This window comes from Pseudomonas sp. IT-P218, assembly GCF_949767605.1.
GTDB classification, from domain to species: Bacteria; Pseudomonadota; Gammaproteobacteria; order Pseudomonadales; family Pseudomonadaceae; genus Aquipseudomonas; species Aquipseudomonas putida_AE.
Map to the genome: position 1 here is coordinate 247,980 of NZ_CATKQQ010000033.1, position 16,436 is coordinate 264,415.

General features: G+C 61.6%; 14 protein-coding genes and 2 tRNA genes. 8 read left to right on the top strand and 8 right to left on the bottom strand.

The window, feature by feature from the left end; translation table 11 throughout:
- Positions 1 to 100: 100 nt before the first annotated feature.
- The 8 genes from umuC to ACM6I6_RS18835 all read right to left on the bottom strand — a co-directional run bounded on the left by umuC (position 101) and on the right by ACM6I6_RS18835 (position 5,905).
- Positions 101 to 1,378 carry a translesion error-prone DNA polymerase V subunit UmuC gene (gene umuC, locus ACM6I6_RS18800; protein WP_414920485.1) on the bottom strand — a complete coding sequence of 426 codons (1,278 nt, stop codon included), beginning with the start codon at positions 1,376 to 1,378 and terminating at the stop codon, positions 101 to 103.
- Positions 1,371 to 1,796 (bottom strand): LexA family protein, encoded by a 426-nt coding sequence (locus ACM6I6_RS18805; protein WP_046820111.1) that lies wholly within the window; start codon positions 1,794 to 1,796, stop codon positions 1,371 to 1,373. The genes umuC and ACM6I6_RS18805 overlap by 8 nt, the downstream gene beginning before the upstream one ends.
- 210 nt (positions 1,797 to 2,006) lie before the next feature.
- Positions 2,007 to 2,080, bottom strand: a tRNA-Cys gene (locus tag ACM6I6_RS18810).
- 45 nt (positions 2,081 to 2,125) lie between these two features.
- Positions 2,126 to 2,201, bottom strand: a tRNA-Gly gene (locus ACM6I6_RS18815).
- A 60-nt stretch (positions 2,202 to 2,261) separates the two neighbouring features.
- A complete protein-coding gene (gene pgsA, locus ACM6I6_RS18820; RefSeq protein ID WP_274075970.1) occupies positions 2,262 to 2,822 on the bottom strand; it encodes a CDP-diacylglycerol--glycerol-3-phosphate 3-phosphatidyltransferase in 561 nt (186 codons plus the stop codon).
- Positions 2,823 to 2,854: 32 nt separating this feature from the next.
- Positions 2,855 to 4,678, bottom strand: coding sequence for an excinuclease ABC subunit UvrC (gene uvrC, locus ACM6I6_RS18825; protein WP_274075969.1), 1,824 nt, complete (start codon positions 4,676 to 4,678; stop codon positions 2,855 to 2,857).
- 2 nt (positions 4,679 to 4,680) lie between these two features.
- On the bottom strand, positions 4,681 to 5,322 hold the full coding sequence (gene uvrY / locus ACM6I6_RS18830) for a UvrY/SirA/GacA family response regulator transcription factor (protein ID WP_008015884.1): 642 nt from the start codon (positions 5,320 to 5,322) through the stop codon (positions 4,681 to 4,683).
- A 127-nt stretch (positions 5,323 to 5,449) separates the two neighbouring features.
- Positions 5,450 to 5,905 carry a GNAT family N-acetyltransferase gene (locus ACM6I6_RS18835; RefSeq protein ID WP_414920486.1) on the bottom strand — a complete coding sequence of 152 codons (456 nt, stop codon included), beginning with the start codon at positions 5,903 to 5,905 and terminating at the stop codon, positions 5,450 to 5,452.
- Between the two features lie 610 nt (positions 5,906 to 6,515).
- Here ACM6I6_RS18835 and ACM6I6_RS18840 point away from each other — a divergent pair.
- The 8 genes from ACM6I6_RS18840 to ACM6I6_RS18875 all read left to right on the top strand — a co-directional run bounded on the left by ACM6I6_RS18840 (position 6,516) and on the right by ACM6I6_RS18875 (position 16,228).
- On the top strand, positions 6,516 to 7,583 hold the full coding sequence (locus ACM6I6_RS18840) for a 3-deoxy-7-phosphoheptulonate synthase (protein ID WP_406591700.1): 1,068 nt from the start codon (positions 6,516 to 6,518) through the stop codon (positions 7,581 to 7,583).
- 194 nt (positions 7,584 to 7,777) lie between these two features.
- A complete protein-coding gene (locus ACM6I6_RS18845; protein WP_323606339.1) occupies positions 7,778 to 8,659 on the top strand; it encodes a triacylglycerol lipase in 882 nt (293 codons plus the stop codon).
- Between the two features lie 106 nt (positions 8,660 to 8,765).
- The gene (locus ACM6I6_RS18850) at positions 8,766 to 9,047 is read left to right on the top strand and encodes a peptidylprolyl isomerase (protein ID WP_059405911.1); all 282 of its coding nucleotides are present in this window, start codon (positions 8,766 to 8,768) and stop codon (positions 9,045 to 9,047) included.
- A 135-nt stretch (positions 9,048 to 9,182) separates the two neighbouring features.
- The gene (locus tag ACM6I6_RS18855) at positions 9,183 to 11,051 is read left to right on the top strand and encodes an extracellular solute-binding protein (protein ID WP_414920487.1); all 1,869 of its coding nucleotides are present in this window, start codon (positions 9,183 to 9,185) and stop codon (positions 11,049 to 11,051) included.
- The gene (locus tag ACM6I6_RS18860; protein ID WP_323606341.1) at positions 11,051 to 12,109 is read left to right on the top strand and encodes a microcin C ABC transporter permease YejB; all 1,059 of its coding nucleotides are present in this window, start codon (positions 11,051 to 11,053) and stop codon (positions 12,107 to 12,109) included. The genes ACM6I6_RS18855 and ACM6I6_RS18860 overlap by 1 nt, the downstream gene beginning before the upstream one ends.
- The gene (locus ACM6I6_RS18865; RefSeq protein WP_274075964.1) at positions 12,109 to 13,131 is read left to right on the top strand and encodes an ABC transporter permease; all 1,023 of its coding nucleotides are present in this window, start codon (positions 12,109 to 12,111) and stop codon (positions 13,129 to 13,131) included. The genes ACM6I6_RS18860 and ACM6I6_RS18865 overlap by 1 nt, the downstream gene beginning before the upstream one ends.
- Before the next feature lie 14 nt (positions 13,132 to 13,145).
- Positions 13,146 to 14,723, top strand: coding sequence for an ABC transporter ATP-binding protein (locus ACM6I6_RS18870; protein ID WP_323606344.1), 1,578 nt, complete (start codon positions 13,146 to 13,148; stop codon positions 14,721 to 14,723).
- An 89-nt stretch (positions 14,724 to 14,812) separates the two neighbouring features.
- Positions 14,813 to 16,228 (top strand): sigma-54 interaction domain-containing protein, encoded by a 1,416-nt coding sequence (locus ACM6I6_RS18875; RefSeq protein ID WP_414920488.1) that lies wholly within the window; start codon positions 14,813 to 14,815, stop codon positions 16,226 to 16,228.
- Positions 16,229 to 16,436: the final 208 nt, after the last annotated feature.

Sequence of the window (16,436 nt, forward strand, 5' to 3'; positions counted from 1 at the left end):
ATCCAGCGGCCGCGCCAGCCAATGCCTGAAACCGGGGAAGTCTCCGATTTCTACCCTCACAAGGACCGAGCCCATGGGGTTGTCTTGCTGCAGCGCGAAATCAAACGCATGACACCCTCCATAGCTGATCCAGCCTCGTGGTGTAGCTCTGGCTCATCATTTCCCGGCGCATGCCCCAGTCGGGATTGGTCGGCACACTGGCCGCGCGAAGCGTCCCCCTTCCCCACCTGCCATTGATCTGGTCCAGCACCGCCATGACCCGGCTTGCCCCGGCCGGTTGCGAGGTGGCAAACAAATCATCGGTGTACTCGCCGGGCTGGCACAGATTCAGCAGCATGACCTCCGCTTTGCTGTAGGCGAAGCCAGGGCGGAATACCCGATCCAGTGCATCTACGGCCGTCTTGGTCAACAGACGCACATCGTCTGTTGGATACGGTAGCTCAACCACCACACCGTTGGCGTATTTGGCTTCCTCGGGGTTGAACATGCCGGTCCGGATGCTGACCCGGATCTTCTTGCACAGTGAGTTCTGCGCCCTGAGCTTTTCCGAGGCACGCATCATGTAGGTGGCGACGGCCTCCTTGATCGGTGCAAGCTCCTTGAGCCGCATGCCGAACATTCGGCTGCAGCAGATCTCCTGCTTCGGCGGGTCTGGTTCATCCAGTTCCAGACACGGGGTGCCGGCCAGTTCCCGGGCGGTCTTCTCGATCACCACGCTGAAGTGCTTGCGCAGCGACCAGGCGTCCGCCTTGGCCAGGTCCATGGCCGACTTGATGCCCAGTGTGTTCAAGTGCACTTTCATGCGCCGGCCCACTCCCCACACTTCACCCACGTCGGTGTTGCGCAGCACCCAGTCACGTTTTACCGGATCGCAAATATTCACCACGCCGCCAGTCTGCGCCTGCAAGCGCTTCGCCGTGTGGTTGGCCAGCTTGGCCAGGGTCTTGGTGGGGGCGATGCCAACGCCGACCGGGATACCGGTGCAGCGCAAAACCTGGCTGCGAATCCGTCGACCCAGTACGTCCAGGCCTTCGATACCGGTCAGGTCGGCAAACGCCTCATCGATGCTGTAGACCTCGACCGCCGGCACCATCGACTCGATCAGCGTCATCACCCGCTCGCTCATGTCGCCATACAGCGCATAGTTCGACGAGAAGGCGACGATGCCTTGCTGGCGGAGCTTGTTCTTTATCTGGAAATACGGCTCGCCCATTTTCACGAAGGGCTTGGCGTCGTAGCTGCGCGCGATGACACAGCCATCGTTGTTCGACAGGACGACGATCGGGACCTTGGCCAGGTCCGGGCGAAACACCCGCTCGCAGCTGGCATAGAAGCTGTTGCAATCGATCAGACCGAAGACTGGCACTGGCTTAGACATGGCTGCGCACACTGCCGGTGATCACACCCCAGATCGACAGCTCGTCACTCTCCAGCACATAGCGTGGCGGGTATTTGGGGTTCTCCGACAGCAGGATCACGTCCTTGCCGCGAATGCACAAGCGCTTGCAGACCGGATCGTTGTTCAGCAAGGCCACGACGATATGGCCATGGGCCGGTTCAAGCGAGCGATCCACGATCGCCAGGTCCCCCTCGAAAATCCCGGCGCCCTGCATGCTCTCCCCGGTGATCGATACCAGGTAGACGTGCGGTGCACGGATGTTCAGCACCTCATCCAGAGAGATGTGCGCCTCGATGTGGTCCGCTGCTGGCGATGGAAAACCTGCCGGCACCTGGAACAGGCAGAGCGGCAGTTTCCGACCGCCCTGGCCGATAGGTCCTAAAATTGCAAAGCTCATGACGCACGACTTCCAATACTGTACGAATATACAGTTAACGTCCAGAAGGCCTTGCGGTCAATTTTTTTGTAGGAAAAATCTGATGGGTGGGTGAGTCAATGAGCAATCGGTGCGGTGGTTGCGGAAAGCCTTGCAAAAGTTGCGGAACACATCACTTTCCTGAGAGCAATAAAAAACCCCGCAGACGTTAATCTGCGGGGCTATTTATAGTGGAGGCCGAGGTCGGAATCGAACCGGCGTAGGCGGATTTGCAATCCGCTGCATAACCATTTTGCTACTCGGCCTCAAAACATCTGTTGTCAGTAGCGCGACATCAAATGCGTAAAACTTGGAGCGGGAAACGAGACTCGAACTCGCGACCCCGACCTTGGCAAGGTCGTGCTCTACCAACTGAGCTATTCCCGCTTGGTGTGGCGCATTCTATAGAAATCAGAAGCGCCGTCAACCCCTTGATTCAAAAAAGTTTTATTTCTTTTGCACGTCGGTACGCAGATGCGGCCAGGCCGCCCGCAAGTACTGGACCATGGACCACAATGTCAGGCCCGCGGACACCATCAGCAGGGTGTAGCCCAGCAGGACCCAGAAGCTGAAGTCCGATGGATTGGCCAGCAGGATCACCAGCGCCAGCATTTGCGCGGCGGTTTTCCATTTGCCCAGGTTCGACACGGCCACGTGCGCACGGGCGCCGAGTTCGGCCATCCATTCGCGCAGCGCCGAGACCACGATCTCGCGACCGATGATGACCGCAGCCGGCAGCGTGAGCCACAGGTTGCCGTGTTCCTGTACCAGCAACACCAGGGCCACGGCGACCATCAGCTTGTCGGCCACGGGGTCGAGGAAAGCCCCGAACGGCGTGCTTTGTTCCAGGCGTCGGGCCAGGTACCCGTCCAGCCAGTCGGTGGCGGCGGCAAAGGCGAAGACCGAGGCTGACGCCAGGTAACTCCAGTGGTACGGCAGGTAGAACAGCAAAATGAAGATCGGTATGAGCAGGACGCGTAGAACGGTAATCAGATTAGGGATATTCATCGGCACAACTGGCTACGAGGTGAGGGGGCATTCTACTCGCTGTGCAGATTTGCATAAATCAACTCTGCGAGCTTTTTACTGATCCCGGGGGCTTTGGCGATTTCGTCGATGCTGGCACGAGACAGCTCCTGCAATCCACCAAAATGTTTGAGCAAATCGCGCCGACGTGTCGGCCCGACCCCGGCAACGCCTTCCAGCGTCGAGGTGCGGCGGGTCTTGCCGCGGCGCGCGCGGTGCCCGGTAATCGCAAAACGGTGGGCTTCGTCGCGAATCTGCTGGATAAGGTGCAGCGCGGGGGAATCACCGCGCAAGGTGAATTCGTGGGCGGCGTCGTTGAGGTACAGGGTTTCGAAACCGGCCTTGCGCGTCGCGCCCTTGGCCACGCCGAGCAGGATCAGGTCGGGCACCGCCAGCTCGTTGAGCACGTCGCGGGCCATCGACAGCTGGCCCTTGCCGCCATCGACCAGGAGGATGTCGGGCAGCTTGCCCTCCCCGTCCTTGAGCTTGCTGAAGCGTCGGGTCAGGGCCTGGTGCATGGCCGCGTAGTCATCGCCCGCGGTAACGCCTTCGATGTTGTAGCGTCGGTAATCGGACTTGATCGGGCCTTCGGGGCCAAACACCACGCAGGAGGCCACGGTCGCCTCCCCGCTGGAGTGGCTGATGTCATAACACTCGAGGCGCTGGGGCGGTTCATCCAGCTTGAGCACTTCTGCCAGGGCATCGAAACGCGCGGCAACGTGTTGCCGGTTGGCCAGGCGCGCACCCAGGGCCTGCTCGGCATTGGTTACCGCCAGTTGCTGCCAGCGCGCACGGGTACCGCGCACCCTGTGGCTGATGGTCAATTCGCGACCGCGCAGCTCGTGAATGGCCGCGATCAGTGTCGGGAAATCTTCGTGGACCACATTGACGATCAGTTCGCTCGGCAGGTCGCGTTCAGGGCTGCTGACGTAGTACTGACCGAGAAACGCCGCCATGACCTCGGAAACGTCTTCCTCGATACCCACCTGCGGGAAGAAGTTCTTGCTGCCCAGCACTCGCCCGCCGCGCACGCTGATCAGGTGAACGCAGGCACCGCCCGGGTTGACGAACGCGGCAATCACGTCGACGTCACCCGTGCCGCCTTCCATGCTCTGTTGATCCTGGACCCGGCGCAGCAGGGAGATCTGATCGCGCAATTCGGCGGCACGCTCGAACTCGAGGTTGATCGCCGCCTCTTCCATGGCTGCCGACAACTCGTCGGTCAGTGCATTACTGCGCCCTTCGAGGAACATCACCGAGTGACGCACGTCTTCGGCATACACCTGCGGGTCGACCAGGCCGACACAGGGCGCCTTGCAGCGCTTGATCTGGTATTGCAGGCAAGGCCGCGTGCGGTTCTTGTAGTAGCTGTCTTCGCACTGACGAACGAAAAAGGTCTTCTGCAACAGGCTCAGGCTTTCGCGGATCGCGCCGGCACTCGGATAGGGGCCAAAGTATTTGCCCTTGGCCTTCTTCGCCCCGCGATGGATGCTCAAGCGCGGAAACTGGCCATCGGAGAGAAAAACATAAGGGTAGGATTTGTCGTCGCGCAGCAGGATGTTGTACGGCGGCCGCCATTCCTTGATCAGCGTCTGCTCGAGCAGCAACGCCTCGGTTTCATTGGCCGTGATGGTGGTTTCGACCTGGGCGATACGCGCCACCAGCGCCGCAGTCTTGGGCGCCAGGCCGGTTTTGCGGAAGTAGCTCGACAGGCGATTCTTGAGGTTCTTGGCCTTGCCGACGTAGAGCAGGCGTGCGTCGCTGTCGAACATGCGATACACACCGGGTCGCCCGCTGACCGTCGACAGGAAGGCGCTTGGATCGAAGATTTCAGTCATTTTCAGAGGCTGGCATCAACCATGCCGTGACGAACCGCCAACAGCGTCAACTCGACATCGCTGCTGATCGAAAGCTTTTCGAAAATGCGATAACGGTAGGTGTTCACGGTTTTTGGCGACAGGCACAACTTGTCGGAGATGATCTGGACTTTCTGGCAGCCGACGATCATCAACGCGATCTGGATCTCCCGTTCAGAGAGGGCGTCAAAGGGCGAATCGTTGGTTGGCTGGAAAGACTTGATCGCCAGTTGCTGGGCAATTTGCGGGCTGATGTAGCGCTGACCGGCAAACACCAGGCGGATGGCCTGGACCATTTCCGGCAATCCGGCGCCCTTGGTCAGGTAGCCTGCCGCACCGGCTTGCAACAGTCGCGTGGGAAACGGATCTTCCTCGCACACGGTTACCGCGACGACCTTGATGTCGGGATGGCTGCGCAATAATTTGCGGGTGGCTTCAAGACCGCCGATCCCGGGCATCTTGACGTCCATCAGGACCACATCGGGTTTCAACTCGCGCGCCTTCAGCAGGGACTCTTCCCCGGACTCTGCCTGGCCGACTACTTGCAGGCCATCGATGTCAGCCAGCATTCGTGTAATGCCTGTACGAACGAGATCATGGTCATCGACTACTAGCACCCTAATCAAGCAGACACCCCGCGATATGATCTTGTTGGATTGCCCGCCACCTTAGCAAAAAGCAACTGGCAGACCTAGCGGCAAGCGTTATATAAAAAGTTTCCACTCGTCTTGCAGGGCTTGTCGCCAGCGTGTTTCAGAGCATTGCTGCGGAGGCTTCACGCTCCATGCGCAGGAAACACTCGTCCCTGCCCACCACTTTCAAGCCCTTGCGTTCGTACAGGGCTCGCGCCGGATTATTTTCAAACACCGTCAAGCGCAGGGCCCCGCGCCCTTCCCTGCACGCCAGCGCCAATACCTGATAGATCGCCCAGGACCCAGCCCCCTGCCCTCGATACGCCTGGCCAACCTGAAGTTCGCGGATGTACAGCGCCCGGGCATCCCGGCTCAGGCTGACGAACCCCAGCCGACGATCAAAGTGCACGATCACCCGGTTGTCACGCCCCGCCCAGGCGACATCGAACGCTTCGTCCAGCCACAACAGATCGTGCTGGATGTAATAGCGCAGCATATTGATGCGTGTCAGGTCCCGGGCGAAATCGAGGTCGTGATCGGTCGCCGGGCGCCAGTCAACATCGATCAATGGCGTCATGCTGATCCCGTGGCAAAAAACCAGAAGTGTGGCACATCTTCATCGGCGCTCAAGCGATAGAAAACGCCGGCGCCGAGCGATAGCATTTTCTGATTGAAACCTCGTACCAGCCTCTAGTAAGCTCGGTGCACTCATCGGAGACAGACCATGTTCAACGCCCGCCCACCGCTTCATACCGCCAGCGCCCCGCGCTCGGTTGCGGCTGCCCGGGTGAATGACGTGTGCACTCCGGCAAACTTTTATTTTGGGTATTGGTTTAGCCACTGGCGCGCCTGATACCCACACGGCGCCCACTTCAAACGGGTCGCCACCAGAGAATTCTCAACCCCCGGTCGGCCTCCCGACCGGGGGTTTTGTTTTTTGGGCCCGAACACATTTAGCGACACACCGCCATCAAGAGGATTTTAGAAATGAACTACGCCACTTATTACCGTCACGACAGTTTTACCGCCTGGCGATTTACCACCCTCCGCTCGGGACAGCCTGCCGCCTCCGATCGGTCACCCACAGGTGGCAAGCACACACACGCAGCCAATCCGGCCAATTGTCGAACACCCCAGTAGGGCCGAGCGCGCGGGAATGAACCCGCCGCCGCCCAGGAAGCCTGAACATGAATTCGTCCGTCTCTGCTCTGCCACTGTCGACCCTCACCTCTGCCAACGAAGCGCTGACCCTGCGCCTGCCCAGTTCGTTGCAACTCAAGCAGCAATTGCCACTGACCAACGCCTTGGCCCGGCAAGTCGCGACTCACCGCCAGGCGGTTCGCGCAATCCTCGACGGTGAAGACTCCCGTCTGCTGGTCATCGTCGGCCCCTGCTCGATCCACGACCCGCAATCCGCTCTTGAATACGCCGACAACCTGGCCCGCCTGAGCGCCGACGTCAGCGACCAGATGCTCCTGGTGATGCGCGCCTACGTCGAAAAACCTCGCACCACGGTGGGCTGGAAAGGCCTGGCGTACGACCCGCACCTCGATGGCAGCGATGACATGGCCGGCGGCCTGACCCTGTCCCGCGAACTGATGCGGGAAATGCTCATGCTCGGCCTGCCGGTGGCGACTGAACTGCTGCAACCCATGGCCGCCGGGTACTTCGACGACCTGCTGAGCTGGGTGGCCATCGGCGCCCGCACGACCGAGTCGCAGATCCATCGCGAGATGGCCAGCGGCCTGGGCATGCCGGTAGGCTTCAAGAACGGCACCGATGGCGGTGTCGGCGTCGCCTGTGACGCCATGCGCTCGGCCGCCCATCCACATCGCCACTTCGGCGTCGACAGCCAGGGTCACCCCGCGATCATCCAGACCCCGGGCAATGCCGACACCCACCTGGTGCTGCGCGGCGGTCATCACGGACCGAACTACGACCGCGCCGCCGTCGCCCGCGTCCACGGCGACTTGACTCGCCTGAAGATCCCGGCCCGGATCATGGTCGACTGCAGCCACGCCAACAGCGGTAAGGATCCGCTGCGCCAACCCGCCGTGTTCAACGACGTGCTGGAACAACGCCTGCAGGGCGATCGCTCGCTGATCGGCATGATGATCGAAAGTCATTTGTTCGAAGGCTGCCAACCGCTGAGCCCGTCGCTGAAGTACGGCGTTTCGGTCACCGACGGCTGCCTGGGCTGGAGTGCGACAGAGCAACTGTTACGCCAGGCGGCGGATCGGCTGCGGGCACAGTAAACCCGCTGACCACCGGCATGATCGGGCTGCACCAACCCGTCTTCATCCGAAGATGGGTCGGCAGCCACCAGAATTCGTACCCTGCCTATGCCTTTTTCCCCAGGCCACAGCGGCCATTTCATGCATCGCTGCGGCGCTGGAGTCTTTAGAGTGACATCGAAGTCACTTTCTTGAACCCTGGAAAAGGAATGAACATGCAACGGAATGCAAAGACTCATTATCCCATCCTGCTGGTGCACGGGCTGTTCGGCTTCGAGCGGATCGCCAGCGTGCACCTCTTCCACGACGTCAGGCAGGCCCTGCGCAACGCTGGCACGAGGGTGTTCGTCCCGCATCTGTCCGCCACCCACAGCAACGAAGTACGCGGCGAACAGCTGCTGGCGCAGATCCAGCGTGTACTGGAGGGCACCGGGGCCGACAAGGTCAATCTGATCGGCCACAGCCAAGGGGCGTTGGCCGCACGCTATGCCGCCGCGACAGCGCCCGGCAAGGTGGCCTCGGTGACGTCCGTCAGCGGCCCCAACCACGGCTCGGAACTGGCGGACCTGCTGCGCAAGGCACTGACACCGGGCCACCTGCCGGAAATCGTGGCCGAGACCATTGCCACCTTGTTCGCCGACTTTCTTTCGTTACTCAGTGGCAAAGGCCGGATGCCGCAAAATGCCGTCGCCGCGTTGAACGCCCTGACCACGCAAGGCGTGAACGCCTTCAACCAGAAGTACCCCCAGGGGTTGCCGCAGACCTGGGGTGGCAAGGGCCGCGAGCAGGTCAACGGCGTGCGCTACTATTCCTGGAGTGGCATCCTGCAGGGCAAGCGGCGGGCTGAAGGACTTGAGGTAGCTGATCCATCCCATGGACTGATGCGCGCGCTCTCACGTTATTTCTCCCTCGAGCCCTTGCAGAACGATGGCCTGGTCGGCCGCTACAGCTCCCACCTGGGCACCGTCATCCGCTCGGACTATCCGCTGGACCATCTGGGCACCCTTCGCCAGTCAGGCGGTCAAAGTGTAAGGCGCGTCGACCCGATCGATCTGTATGTGCAGCACGCCGAGCGCCTGAAAAAAGCCGGGCTTTGACCCAGGCCCGCCGTCCAGAGCGCTGGCAACGGAACTTTGGGGAGAAATAGCCCACTGAATCCGGTAGGCTCAGCACTTTACCGTACATTGAATGGAGAGTTTTCCCATGGCCAAAGCCACTGCCCGTCACATCCTTGTTGCCAGCGAAGCCAAGTGCAACGAACTGAAAGCCCAAATCGAGGGTGGCGCAGACTTCGCCGAAGTCGCCAAAGCCAACTCCACCTGCCCTTCCAGCCGCCAGGGCGGTGACCTGGGCTCGTTCGGTCCAGGCCAGATGGTCAAGGAGTTCGACACCGTGGTCTTCAGCGCACCGCTCAACGTAGTGCAAGGTCCGGTCAAGACCCAGTTCGGCTACCACCTGCTGGAAGTGACCAGCCGCCAGGACTGATAGACGCCTGGATTTACTGTGCAGCGGCCCGCCTTCTGGTGGGCCGTCGTGTTTCAGATACGTAATACGGCTGGCGAGGGACGCGCCGCTAGCGTACAAATCGTGGTTGACGACCACCCGGCTCTAAGGCTGAAAATGCGACTGGCTTTCCCGACTTCATTGTTCACTGCCGTGGCCCTGCTCCTGGGCGCCGCCGGTGTGAATGCCGCACCGCAACATGCGTTGACCGTCTACGGCGAGCCCGCCAAGTACCCTGCCGGCTTCAGTCATTTTGCCTACACCAATCCGCAGGCGCCCAAGGGCGGGACGATGCGCCGTTCGGCGATCGAGATCGGGCATTTCGATCACGTCCTGCCTTACATAGACAAGGGCATCGGCGTGAGCCAGATCGATGGCCTGCTCTACTCGCCCCTGGCACAGCGCTCGCTGGACGAGCCTTACACGGTGTACGGCCTGGTGGCGCAGCAGATGGAGCGCTCCGACGATGGCCTGTCCCTGCGCTTCTTCCTTAACCCCAAGGCGCGGTTTGCCGATGGCAAGCCGATCACCGCCGAGGACGTGCGCTACACCTTCGACCTGCTGATGACCCAGGGCAGCCTGCGATATCGCACGCAGTTCGCCGACGTAAAAGGCGTGGTAGTCGAATCGCCATTGACCGTGCGCTTCGACTTCAAGAACAACGAAAACCGTACCCTGCCGCTGGACATCGCGACCTTGCCGGTGTTTCCCGAACACTGGTGGAAGAGCCGTGACTTTGCCGATGGCGGCGGTTACGAGCCGCCCCTGGGCAGCGGGCCGTACAAGGTCGGCAAGGTCGATTCGGGGCGCAGCATCACCTTCGAGCGCAATCCCGACTGGTGGGGCAAGGACCTGCCGGTCAGCCGTGGCCTGTACAACTTCGACCATTTCAGCATCGAGTACTTCGGCGACACCGATGTCGCGCGCCAGGTTTTGCGCGGCGGCGCCTACGACTACAACCGCGAGTTCTCCGCCACCGGCTACTCCATTGGCTACGACAGCCCGGCCCTGAGTGACGGTCGCCTGCAAAAAGCCCACCTGGCCACCGAAGCGCCGCAATCGGCCCAGGGCTTCGTGTTCAACCTGCAAAAACCGATGTTCCAGGACCGCCGGGTGCGCCAGGCCCTGGCGATGCTCTGGGACTTCGAATGGAGCAACCGGCAGATGATGCGCAACCTGTACATCCGCCAGCAGAGCTACTTTTCCAATACCGAGCTGGCGGCCCGGCGCTTGCCTGATGCCGGTGAGCTGGCGATCCTGGAACCCTTGCGCGGACAGATCCCCGATGAAGTCTTCAGCCAAGTGTTCGAGGCGCCGAAAACCGATGGCAGCGGCTTGATTCGTGACAAGCAACTGCAGGCCCTGGAGCTGCTGGAACAGGCTGGGTGGAAACCCCAAGGCGATCAACTGGTGAATGCCGAAGGCGAGCCGCTGAGCTTCACCTTCCTGGTCAGCCAGAACGGCATGGACCGCTTGCTCCTGCCCTACAAGCGCACCCTGAAACAGATCGGCATCGACCTGAACATCCGCCGCATCGATTCGTCCCAGTACGTCAATCGCCTGATGAGCCGCGACTACGACATGATCGTCACCGGCTATCCGGTCACCACCTCCCCCGGTGGCGAACTGATCAACTACTTCGCCTCGGTCTCGGCGACCGACCCCGGTGCCAACAACTACATGGTGTTGAAGAACCCGGCGGTGGACACCTTGATCAATGGTTTGATCCGCGCCAATACCCAGGCCGACATGCTGCACTATGCCCACGCGCTCGACCGGGTGCTGCAATGGAACTATTACTGGATTCCCAACTATTACCCGCCGGGCAGTTCCACCGTGTGGTGGAATCGCTTCGGCATACCGAACGTGCAGGCGAGCAATGACGAAGCCATCGAGAGCTGGTGGGAAATGAGCACCACACCACTCACCAACCAGCAGATGACCGCTGAGCGAATCCGTCGCGGCAGCCCCGGAGGACCGCACTGATGTGGGCTTATATCCTGCGGCGCCTGCTGCTGATCATCCCGACCCTGGTGATCATCCTCCTGGTCAACTTCGTCATCGTCCAGGCCGCCCCGGGTGGCCCGGTGGAACAGGCCATCGCACACCTGCAGGGCATCGGCGGCGCCGGTGTCGGTGGCGGTTCCAGCGAGACCATGGGCCATTCCCGGGCCAGCCGCGGCCTCGACCCGCAGTTGATCAAGGACATCGAAAAGCAATACGGCTTCGACAAGCCGGCACCGGAACGCCTGTGGCTGATGCTCACCAGTTACGCGCGCCTGGACTTCGGCAAGAGCTTCTTTCGCGGCGCCACCGTCACCGACCTGATCCTGGAGAAGATGCCGGTCACCATCTCCCTCGGGCTCTGGGCGACGCTGATCACCTACCTGGTGTCGATTCCCCTGGGGATCCGCAAGGCCGTGCACCACGGTAGCCACTTCGATGTCTGGAGCAGCACCGCGATCATCATCGGTTATGCCATGCCGGCGTTCCTGTTCGCCATGTTCCTGATCGTGGTGTTCGCCGGTGGCACCTCGCTGAACTGGTTCCCGGTGCGCGGGCTGGTCTCGGACAATTTCGAGTCGCTGTCGACCCTGGGCAAGGTCGCCGATTACTTCTGGCACCTGGTGCTGCCGGTGACCGCCCTGGTGATTGGCGGTTTCGCGACCCTGACCATCCTGACCAAGAATTCGTTTCTCAACGAAATCACTCGCCAGTACGTAGTCACCGCCCGCGCCAAGGGCCTGAGCGAGCGCCGGGTGCTGTACGGCCACGTGTTCCGCAACGCCATGTTGCTGGTGGTGTCGGGGATTCCCCAGGCCTTCATCAGCGTGTTTTTTGCCGGTTCCCTGCTGATCGAAGTGATCTTCTCCCTCGATGGCCTGGGCCGCATGAGCTACGAAGCGGCCGTGTCCCGGGACTACCCGGTGGTGTTCGGTTCGCTGTTCATCTTCACCCTGTTCGGCCTGCTGATAAAACTGGTCGGCGACCTGTGCTACACCCTGGTCGATCCGCGCATCGATTTCGCCGCGAGGAACGCCTGATGCTCAAGCTTTCACCGCTGGGCCGACGCCGCTTCGAGCGCTTCAAGAAAAACCGTCGCGGCTGGTGGTCGCTGTGGCTGTTCGTCGGGCTGTTCCTGCTGACCCTGGGGGGCGAGCTGATCGCCAACGACAAACCGCTGGTCGTCAGCTATCAGGGTTCGTTGTACTTCCCGGCCCTCAAGCGCTACACCGAGCAGGAATTTGGCGGACAACTGCCCTTCCAGGCCGATTACCGCAGCGATTATGTACAGAACCTGATCAAGAAGGACGGTGGCTGGCTGCTGTTCCCGCCGATCCCCTTCAGCGACGACACACCGAACTACGACCTGAACAAACCGGCCCCGAGCCCGCCATCGAACGTGAATTGGCTGGGCACCGACGACCAGGCGCGGGACGTGTTGGCGCGGGTGATCTTCGGCGCGCGGGTTTCGATCCTGTTTGCCTTGATGCTGACGTTCGTCAGCGCGCTGATCGGCATCGCCGCCGGCGCGTTGCAAGGCTATTACGGTGGCTGGGTCGACTTGCTCGGCCAGCGGCTGCTGGAGGTCTGGTCCGGGTTGCCGGTACTGTACCTGCTGATCATCCTCTCGGGGTTCGTCGAGCCGAATTTCTGGTGGTTGCTGGGGATCATGGCGCTGTTTTCCTGGCTGGCGCTGGTGGACGTAGTGCGCGCCGAATTCCTGCGCGGGCGCAACCTGGAATACGTCAAGGCGGCTCGGGCGCTGGGCCTGAGCGATCGCAAAGTGATCGTGCGGCACATCCTGCCCAACGCCATGAACGCGACCCTGAGTTACCTGCCGTTCATTCTGACCGGGGCCATCTCGACCCTCACCGCCCTGGATTTCCTCGGCTTCGGCATGCCGGCCGGCAGTGCGTCCCTGGGCGAACTGATCGGCCAGGGCAAGCAGAACCTGCAGGCGCCCTGGCTGGGCCTGACGGCGTTTTTCACCCTGGCGTTGATTCTTTCTCTATTGGTGTTCATCGGCGAAGCCTTGCGCGACGCCTTTGACCCTCGTGCGTGAAGCGGACCGTTGATATGAGCAACCTGATCGAAATCCGTGACCTCAGCGTGGCCTTCAGTGGCCAGACGGTGGTGCGCAACCTGTGCCTTGACATCCGCCCCGGCGAATGCCTGGCGCTGGTCGGCGAGTCGGGTTCGGGCAAGTCGGTGACCGCCCACTCGATCCTGCAGCTGCTGCCCGAATGCGGCACCGAGACCACCGGCAGCATCCGTTATCGCGGCCAGGAACTGGTGGGCGCCGATGCGAGCAAATTGCGCAAACTGCGGGGTAATCGCATCGCGATGATCTTCCAGGAGCCGATGACCTCCCTGAACCCGCTGCACAGTATCGAGAAGCAGATCGGCGAGACCCTGCTGGTGCACAAAGGCCTGGCCGGCAAGGCGGCACAGGCGCGGATTCTCGAATTGCTGCACCTGGTGGGTATCCAGAAGCCCAAGGAGCGGCTCAAGGCCTACCCCCACCAGTTATCCGGTGGCCAGCGCCAGCGGGTGATGATCGCCATGGCCCTGGCCTGCGAGCCGGAACTGTTGATCGCCGATGAACCGACCACGGCGCTGGACGTGACGGTGCAGCGCAAGATCCTGCTGCTGCTCAAGTCGCTGCAACAGCGACTGGGCATGTCGCTGCTGCTGATCAGCCACGACCTCAATCTGGTGCGCAGCATTGCCCAGCGTGTCTGCGTGATGAAGGCCGGCGAAATTGTCGAGCAGGCCACCTGCGAGACGATGTTCACCGCACCGAAACACCCTTACAGCTGCGTGCTGCTCAATGCCGAGCCGGAAGGCGTAGCGCTGCCCCGGGACGAACGCGAGAAAGTCCTGGAGGTGCACGACCTGCGGGTGCAGTTTCCGGTCAGTGGCGGACTGTTCCGACGCAAGACCTACCTCAAGGCCGTGGACGGCATCAGCCTGAATATCCAGCGGGGCAAGACCCTGGGCATCGTCGGCGAGTCGGGTTCCGGCAAGTCCACGCTCGGCCAGGCGATCCTGCGCCTGCTGGACTCCGAAGGCAGCATCCGCTTCCAGGGCCAGGCACTCGATGGCCTGACGCAGAAACAGTTGCGGCCGTGGCGCAAGAAAATGCAGGTGGTGTTCCAGGACCCGTTTGGCAGCCTCAGCCCGCGCATGTCCGTGGCGCAGATCATCAGCGAAGGCTTGGAAGTGCATAGCCAGTTGACCACTGAGCAATGCAACGCCGAGGTGATCCGCGCGCTGCAGGAAGTCGGGCTCGACCCGCAAAGCCGGCATCGCTACCCCCACGAGTTCTCCGGTGGCCAGCGCCAGCGCATCGCTATCGCCCGGGCGCTGGTGTTGAAGCCGGCGCTGATCCTGCTGGACGAACCGACCTCGGCGCTGGACCGTACCGTGCAGAAGCAGGTAGTGGCCCTGCTGCGCCAGCTTCAGGAAAAGCACGGGCTGACCTACCTGTTCATCAGCCATGACCTGGCGGTGGTGCGCGCCCTGGCCCACGACATGATCGTGATCAAGGACGGCAAGGTGGTCGAAAGCGGTGCCAGCCACGACGTGTTCGATTCGCCGCAGCATCCCTATACCAAGGAGCTGTTGGCGGCGGCACATGTGGGACAGGCATAATTCAGTCAGACCGCGTCGCGGCCTTCTGTAGGAGCGAGCTTGCTCGCGAAGAGGCCGCCACTGGCAACACATCATCAGGATCAGCCCCCATGAACACCACCGAAAGCCTCAAGGACTACCAGCGCGTACGCCTGCTGGCGATCCGCTCGCTGTTCGAGATCATCGAGCAGTCCAGTGAAGGCACGGTGATCGTCGACCGCGATGCCAACATCGTCTGGATGAACGAGCGCTATGCCAAGCGATTCGGCCTGCAATCGGCCGAAAGCGCGATTGGCAAGGCCTGCGAAAGCGTGATCCCCGGCAGCCTGTTGCGCGAAGTGGTGCGCACCGGCCGACCGATCCTGCTCGACATGCAGGACACCCCCAAGGAACCGCTGGTGGTGATGCGCCTGCCGATTCACGACGATGCCGGCGAGGTGATCGGCGCCATCGGTTTTGCCTTGTTCGACGAGTTGCGCAGCCTGTCGCCGATGCTCAAGCGCTACATGAGCATGCAGGAAGAGCTGGCTTCCACGCGCTCGCTGCTGCGTGCGCGCCAGACCCGCTACAACTTCGCCCACTTCATCGGCACCAGCGCCGCCAGCCTGGAAGTCAAGCGTCGTGCCCGGCGCAGCGCCAGCACCGACTCGCCGGTGTTGCTGCTCGGTGAAACCGGCACCGGCAAGGAACTGCTGGCACAGGCGATCCACAATGCATCGCCGCGCGCGCACAAGGCGTTTGTCAGCATCAACAGTGCCGCGATCCCCGAATCGCTGCTGGAAGCCGAATTTTTCGGCACCGCCCCTGGCGCCTTTACCGGCGCCGACCGCAAAGGCCGCGCCGGCAAACTGCAGATCGCCCAGGGCGGCACGCTGTTTCTCGACGAGATCGGCGACATGCCGTTGCCGCTGCAAAGTAAATTGCTGCGGGTGCTGCAGGAAAAGGAATTCGAGCCGGTCGGTTCCAACGAGGTGATCCAGAGCGATGTGCGGGTCATCGCCGCGACCTCGACCGACCTGGAAGCGGCGATCAAACGCGGCGAGTTTCGCGCCGACCTGTACTACCGCCTCAACGTCCTGCCGATCCAGGTGCCACCCCTGCGCGACCGTCTCGACGACCTGCCCGCCCTCAGTGAAGCGATCCTTGAAGAGCTGCGCAGCCAGCACGAACTGAACGGCGAAGCGTTGGCGCTGCTGGGTCAACACGCCTGGCCGGGAAACATTCGCGAGCTGCGTAACGTGCTGGAGCGGGCGGCGTTGCTCAGTGATGATTTGCGGCTGACGGAGATGGATATCCGGGCTGCGATCGGCACGTTTATGCCGGTTGCGCGCGTGGCGCCGTTGAGTATCGAGCCGGTGGCGCATGAGACGTTCAGTGCGGCGCGGGAACGGTTTGATCGGCAATTGATTGAAAACGCCTTGGCGCAATGCGGGGGCAAGGTGATTGAAGCAGCGGCACGATTGGGGTTGGGGCGGTCGACGTTGTACAAGAAGATGGTGGCGTTGGGGATTGCTGAGTCTCTATAAAGAGACATAAATCTCCATTGGTAGATATGGCCTCTTTGCGAGCAAGCCCGCTCCCACAGGGATCGTATTCTTCCTGCCATACGGTATCCCTGTGGGAGCGGGCTTGCTCGCGAAGAGGCCGGAAAGACCACCAAAAATCTCAAAACCGAGACAACTCAAACCATCGCAACCTGGCCTTCTTTAATATTTCTTTATATTTCAACAACTT

Excerpts from the sequence above, each read along its gene's own strand:
- pgsA (WP_274075970.1), bottom strand. The coding sequence starts at position 2,822 with ATGAATATCCCTAATCTGATTACCGTTCTACGCGTCCTGCTCATACCG.
- ACM6I6_RS18855 (WP_414920487.1), top strand. The coding sequence starts at position 9,183 with ATGCGACTGGCTTTCCCGACTTCATTGTTCACTGCCGTGGCCCTGCTC.
- ACM6I6_RS18875 (WP_414920488.1), top strand. The coding sequence starts at position 14,813 with ATGAACACCACCGAAAGCCTCAAGGACTACCAGCGCGTACGCCTGCTG.
- ACM6I6_RS18865 (WP_274075964.1), top strand. The coding sequence starts at position 12,109 with ATGCTCAAGCTTTCACCGCTGGGCCGACGCCGCTTCGAGCGCTTCAAG.
- ACM6I6_RS18870 (WP_323606344.1), top strand. The coding sequence starts at position 13,146 with ATGAGCAACCTGATCGAAATCCGTGACCTCAGCGTGGCCTTCAGTGGC.
- ACM6I6_RS18835 (WP_414920486.1), bottom strand. The coding sequence starts at position 5,905 with ATGACGCCATTGATCGATGTTGACTGGCGCCCGGCGACCGATCACGAC.
- ACM6I6_RS18805 (WP_046820111.1), bottom strand. The coding sequence starts at position 1,796 with ATGAGCTTTGCAATTTTAGGACCTATCGGCCAGGGCGGTCGGAAACTG.
- ACM6I6_RS18860 (WP_323606341.1), top strand. The coding sequence starts at position 11,051 with ATGTGGGCTTATATCCTGCGGCGCCTGCTGCTGATCATCCCGACCCTG.
- uvrC (WP_274075969.1), bottom strand. The coding sequence starts at position 4,678 with ATGACTGAAATCTTCGATCCAAGCGCCTTCCTGTCGACGGTCAGCGGG.
- ACM6I6_RS18840 (WP_406591700.1), top strand. The coding sequence starts at position 6,516 with ATGAATTCGTCCGTCTCTGCTCTGCCACTGTCGACCCTCACCTCTGCC.
- ACM6I6_RS18850 (WP_059405911.1), top strand. The coding sequence starts at position 8,766 with ATGGCCAAAGCCACTGCCCGTCACATCCTTGTTGCCAGCGAAGCCAAG.
- ACM6I6_RS18845 (WP_323606339.1), top strand. The coding sequence starts at position 7,778 with ATGCAACGGAATGCAAAGACTCATTATCCCATCCTGCTGGTGCACGGG.
- umuC (WP_414920485.1), bottom strand. The coding sequence starts at position 1,378 with ATGTCTAAGCCAGTGCCAGTCTTCGGTCTGATCGATTGCAACAGCTTC.